This window comes from Hyphomicrobium sp., from assembly GCF_035548195.1.
Taxonomy (GTDB): domain Bacteria; phylum Pseudomonadota; class Alphaproteobacteria; order Rhizobiales; family Hyphomicrobiaceae; genus Hyphomicrobium_B.
In genome coordinates this window covers 1-4,540 of the sequence record NZ_DASZTY010000008.1, presented here as the reverse complement: position 1 = coordinate 4,540, position 4,540 = coordinate 1, and the positions used below count along the sequence as shown (strand labels likewise).

General features: G+C 58.5%; 4 protein-coding genes and 1 pseudogene. 3 read left to right on the top strand and 2 right to left on the bottom strand.

Features of this window, described 5'->3' with window-relative positions; translation table 11 throughout:
• Both VHB22_RS02410 and rfbD read left to right on the top strand, forming a co-directional pair.
• Positions 1-126, top strand: a pseudogene (locus tag VHB22_RS02410) (dTDP-4-dehydrorhamnose 3,5-epimerase family protein); the annotation flags it as partial.
• Between the two features lie 3 nt (positions 127-129).
• Complete coding sequence (gene rfbD / locus VHB22_RS02405; protein WP_325455359.1) at positions 130-1,026, top strand: dTDP-4-dehydrorhamnose reductase; 897 nt, start codon at positions 130-132, stop codon at positions 1,024-1,026.
• Positions 1,027-1,049: 23 nt separating this feature from the next.
• Here rfbD and VHB22_RS02400 read toward each other — a convergent pair whose 3' ends face one another.
• A complete protein-coding gene (locus VHB22_RS02400) occupies positions 1,050-2,471 on the bottom strand; it encodes a hypothetical protein (RefSeq protein WP_325455358.1) in 1,422 nt (473 codons plus the stop codon).
• Positions 2,472-2,959: 488 nt separating this feature from the next.
• Here VHB22_RS02400 and VHB22_RS02395 point away from each other — a divergent pair, with 488 nt between their 5' ends.
• Positions 2,960-4,192, top strand: a complete 1,233-nt coding sequence (locus VHB22_RS02395; protein WP_325455357.1) for a polysaccharide biosynthesis/export family protein — start codon at positions 2,960-2,962, stop codon at positions 4,190-4,192.
• 209 nt (positions 4,193-4,401) lie between these two features.
• Here the strand turns inward: VHB22_RS02395 and VHB22_RS02390 are convergent.
• Positions 4,402-4,540 (bottom strand): host attachment protein (locus VHB22_RS02390; protein WP_325455360.1); only part of this gene is annotated, 139 nt, incomplete at its 5' end.

Below are 4,540 nucleotides of genomic sequence, written 5' to 3'. Positions count from 1 at the left end.
GCGATCCGCTGGGACGATCCCGCAATCGGCATAGAATGGCCGGTTGCCGATCCAATCCTGTCGGCGCGCGATGCATCCGCTCCCTTGCTCTCACAAGTGGGCCGGCTGCCGAAATTTTCCGCGTGATCCGTGCGCATCCTGATCACAGGCACGACGGGACAGGTCGGGTCCGCGCTTGTCGATCGCTTTCGCGGCTTCGGCACTCTGATTGCCGCCGATCGCGGGATGCTCGATCTGTCGAAGCCGGTTGAAATCGCCAAGCAACTCGATGCGCTCAAGCCCGACATCATCATCAATCCAGCCGCCTATACGGCGGTCGATCGCGCCGAGGATGAGCGCGAATTGGCTTTTCTGGTGAATGCGAAAGGTCCCGAAGCCATCGCGCGCTGGGCTGCCGCAAGGCGCGTGCCGCTGGTGCATTTCTCAACCGATTACGTTTTCGACGGCGCCGGCGAAAAGCCCTGGCGCGAGGACGATCCTGTCGCGCCGCTCAATGCCTACGGCGCGAGCAAGCTTGCCGGCGAAGAGGCGATCCGCGCGGCCGGCGGCCCGCACCTCATTCTCCGCACCGCCTGGGTCTATGCCGCGCGAGGGAAGAATTTCCTGCGCACCATCGCGCGTCTTGCCAAAGAGCGGGAAGAATTGCGCATTGTCGGCGATCAGATCGGCGCCCCGACGACGGCGGCAATGATCGCGGATACGGTCGCGAACATCGTTCACCCCAATACCGCCGACCTTGCTCGTGCGTTCGCGTCGGCGAAAAACGTCGTTCATCTCGCCGCAAGCGGATACACGAGTTGGTGCGGCTTTGCCGCCGCTATCGTCGACGGACTGAAGCGGCGCGGCGTTGCGCTCGCGGCGCAGCGCGTCGTGCCGATCGCCTCGAAGGATTATCCGACCAAGGCGAAACGGCCGCTCAATTCGCGACTTGATATGCAGCGGCTGCGTACGGCCTTCAACATCGTGACGCCGCAATGGGAAGCGCTGCTCGAGCCGGAGTTGGACCTGTTCGTGATGAACGGATAAGGAGCCTGCGTCTCCGGCTCCGATCAGGCAAAGCGCTCGCGAATGGAGCGTAAAACCAGCAGGCCGATGATCCAGAATGCAAAGGCCACCAGGCCAACGCTAACCACCGACCAGAACCTGTTGGGATAAACTGCACTCTGCGGCAAGCTCGGCCGCACATAAGGGGTAATATAAAGATGCTGCGATGCCGCGTTGGCGCGCGCCTGATCTAGCGCCTGCATGGTACTCGTCACCATCGCCTGCGCAAACTGGACTTCGAGATTGATCTGCTCGTAATCCCCGACGACTTTGGACAATGCTGTGCCGTTTACACCCTTGCCCACGTCAGCCTCTGTCGCGGCCAGCTGTTCCTTGACGGATTTGATTTGATTTTTGAGCGTCACGACCACCGGAGAATTCTGCTGCAAGTTCTGACGTTCGTACGTGGCGAGCTGCGTCTCCAGTGATGCCAGGTTGGCGCGCTGCGTCTGCACTAGCGTCGAGTTGCTTGCTGCAACGCTCGCCGTCGGATCGATTACGCCAACGCGATTGCGATACTCTGTCAACTTCGCTCGATTTTTTCTAAGCCTATCCTGCGCGCGCTCGACTTCCTTCTCGGCAAACCGCACTGCGTCGTTCTGCGAGCGATTGGATAGCTTATTGACGAGTTCTTCCGAGAGCGAGACCATTGTGTTCGCGATCAGCAGTGCATCTTCCGCTGAAAATGCGCGCACTGTCGCAGTCGCAAGGCCTGTTACCTGATCGAAATTCGCCCTGACCATCGATTGCCAATACGGCACGAAACTCTCAATCGGCTTGGACGAGTCGAACCGCGACCACCAATCGATGTTCGAAGAGGAATAGCGGTCAATCAGGTGGATACGCTTCTGCAATTCTTCGACCGCCGAACGGCTGAGTAGATAATCGGTAACAAGATAGTTGTCGTTGCTGGCCGAACTCGCACCGCCACCCAGCACAGCCGTTAGACCGGTCGGCAATGAAGTCGCGCCGGGGGACGTATCCTGAACCGAGAAACGGAATTCGGTAACGTATTGGTTCGATGCGAAGAAGCAGTAGTAGATGCTGGCGACAACGATGGGCAGCCCAACACAAATGGCAAATCCGATAAGGCCACTGTACGAGCGCTTCTTCTTGCCCCCTTGTCCCGGCAACAATGGGTGATGTTGCCGAGACTGCTCGGCAACAGCAAAGCGCCGCGTTGTCACCGTTAGGCGCTGTTCGATTCTCCTCGTGGATGCCGGAACACGATTAGGCAACTGCGTAGCCAGCGCGCTGCGGCCGCTCGGGACGTCCGCCGTGACGTCAACGGGAGCTTGTTGAGTACGCCGGCCTTGGCGGCGTGGGAGATCTTTCACCTGATCGTCCTGTGGTGGTCGATTAGCCGGCGAAGGTGTGGCTTCAAGGCCGAGCCGTGGCTTGATGTTATCCGGGTCTTCGCCACGCATATCGTCGCCAGGTCGGCCCAATCTGTGCGCTCGAGCGAGTGCTAAAGCGGCCCGCTGATATAGCAAGAAACGGCGACGCTTTCTACCACTATTTAGGGCCGATAATCGCCTGTTAAGGCGTAACCGATTGATATAACAGAATTAAAAAATAGATACCGGGCATGATTCATCAAGTCTGTTGTTTAAAAATAATCAAGCCTATTGATTATTGCTCCGGTTCCCGGGATGATGCGTCGTCTGACCTTCCAAAACGATAACCCGCCCGTAAGAGGTCAAATGTCAAACTTGGATGTCAGGCTTGGAAGCTGGCGGAAAATGCGTGTGCAATTTCCCGGCCCGCTTGCAATCGAGGGGCGATTCTCATTTCCTGAAGCGTACTTAGCGATGGTGGCGCTGGCATCGCTCTGCGCGAGAAGGTCGGGGTTCGGGGACTTTCAAAGTCGTTTGTGAGGTTGGAAGCCCGTCAAGTCGTTGAAGGGGTGCTGGGCTTGTTTGTTGTAGGTCAGTCCGACGTACGTTGCCCGTCGTGGTCGCGCATCGCGCTGGTTTTTGCGCTGCCGATTATCATGGCGGGGTGCGCGTTGCCTGCGGCAGCCCCAACCGCGCTCGAGTTGGCCGCCTCGACCGACACACCCGACTTCAAATATTCCATCGTGAAGATGGATACGCATGTCGTTTCAGAATTGAACCACTATCATCCGACGTTCGGCGCCTCGTTCCGAAATCGCCATTATGGCGCCAGCAATGCGTTGGCGGCCGGAGACGTAATCGCGATCACCGTCTACGAGACCGGCGGGCAGGCTCTCTTCCCGCCGCCGTCGGTCGTTTCCGGCGCTGCTGCTTCCGCCGCCTCGCTCGGCCAGGTCGCTACCGGCGCGAGCAACATTCCGCCGCAGGTCATCGAAAGTGACGGCACGATCTTCGTGCCCTTCGTCGGGCGCGTAAAAATCGGCGGTCTCACCCCGGGCCAAGCCGGCGCTGTCATCCAGAGAGATCTGCAGGGCAAATCTGTTTCGCCGCAGGTCATGGTTTCGCTCATCAACAATATTGGAAATGCGGCGACAGTCAGCGGCGAAGTGAATTTGGCGCGGCCAGTGCCGCTGAGCTCGCGCGGCGAACGACTGCTGGACGTCATCGCGGCCGCCGGTGGCGCCAAATTTCCCGCGTATGAGACCTACGTACAGGTCATGCGCAACAAGGAAGTCGGCAAGGTCCTTCTGCAAACCGTCGTAAATAATCCTGCCGAGAATATCATCGTCGCTCCCCGCGATCAGATCTATCTCATCCACGACCCGCGCCGGTATGCGGTGTTTGGTGCGACCCAACGCGTGTCGACCTATCCGTTCATGAGCGAAAAGGTCACGCTTGCCGAGGCCATCGCGCAGGCCGGCGGCCCGATCGACCTCACAGGCGATCCGAGCGGCATTTATCTTTTCCGCTTCGAGCCGTGGTTCATCGCCAAAGACATTCTCGATCCCGAATATATTGCATCGCTTGGCTCCAAACCGCCTGAATTCGTGCCAGTCCTCTATCGCGTCGATTTGAGAAGCGCCGAAGGTTACTTCCTCGCCCAGTCCGTTCAAATGCGTGACAAGGATGTTATCCTGATCACGAACGCCGAGGCGACGCAGCTTACCAAGGCCTTGGCCCTTGTGCGCGGCTTCACTGGCATTGCGTCCGATATCGGCACGCTACGGCGGCAGTATTTGATCGCCAACTAGCGAAGTATTTCGGTCGATTGAACCTTGGCGGCACCGGATAATCCGTTTGCGGTGCCGCACTCGCCTTCGATTGCGGCTGTCGCGCGACCGCGTTTGCACGTCACGCTTTATCCATAAGTTCAAGGGCGAATGAACACGGCGCAATGAGGTGTCCAACAAAAGCCGTCGCAGCTAAAAGGATTCTCAATCACAGTCAGCTCTATTGCCCTTTACATCTCTGATGTGACGAACCGTTCGATCTCATGAATCGGTTGCTTGACCATGTCCTTGGTGACCTCACGAACGATCGCCTGGCGAAGGCGCGGCGAGTAAACCGGCCGGATCATTCCGAGCGCGCGCGGTGCCGCA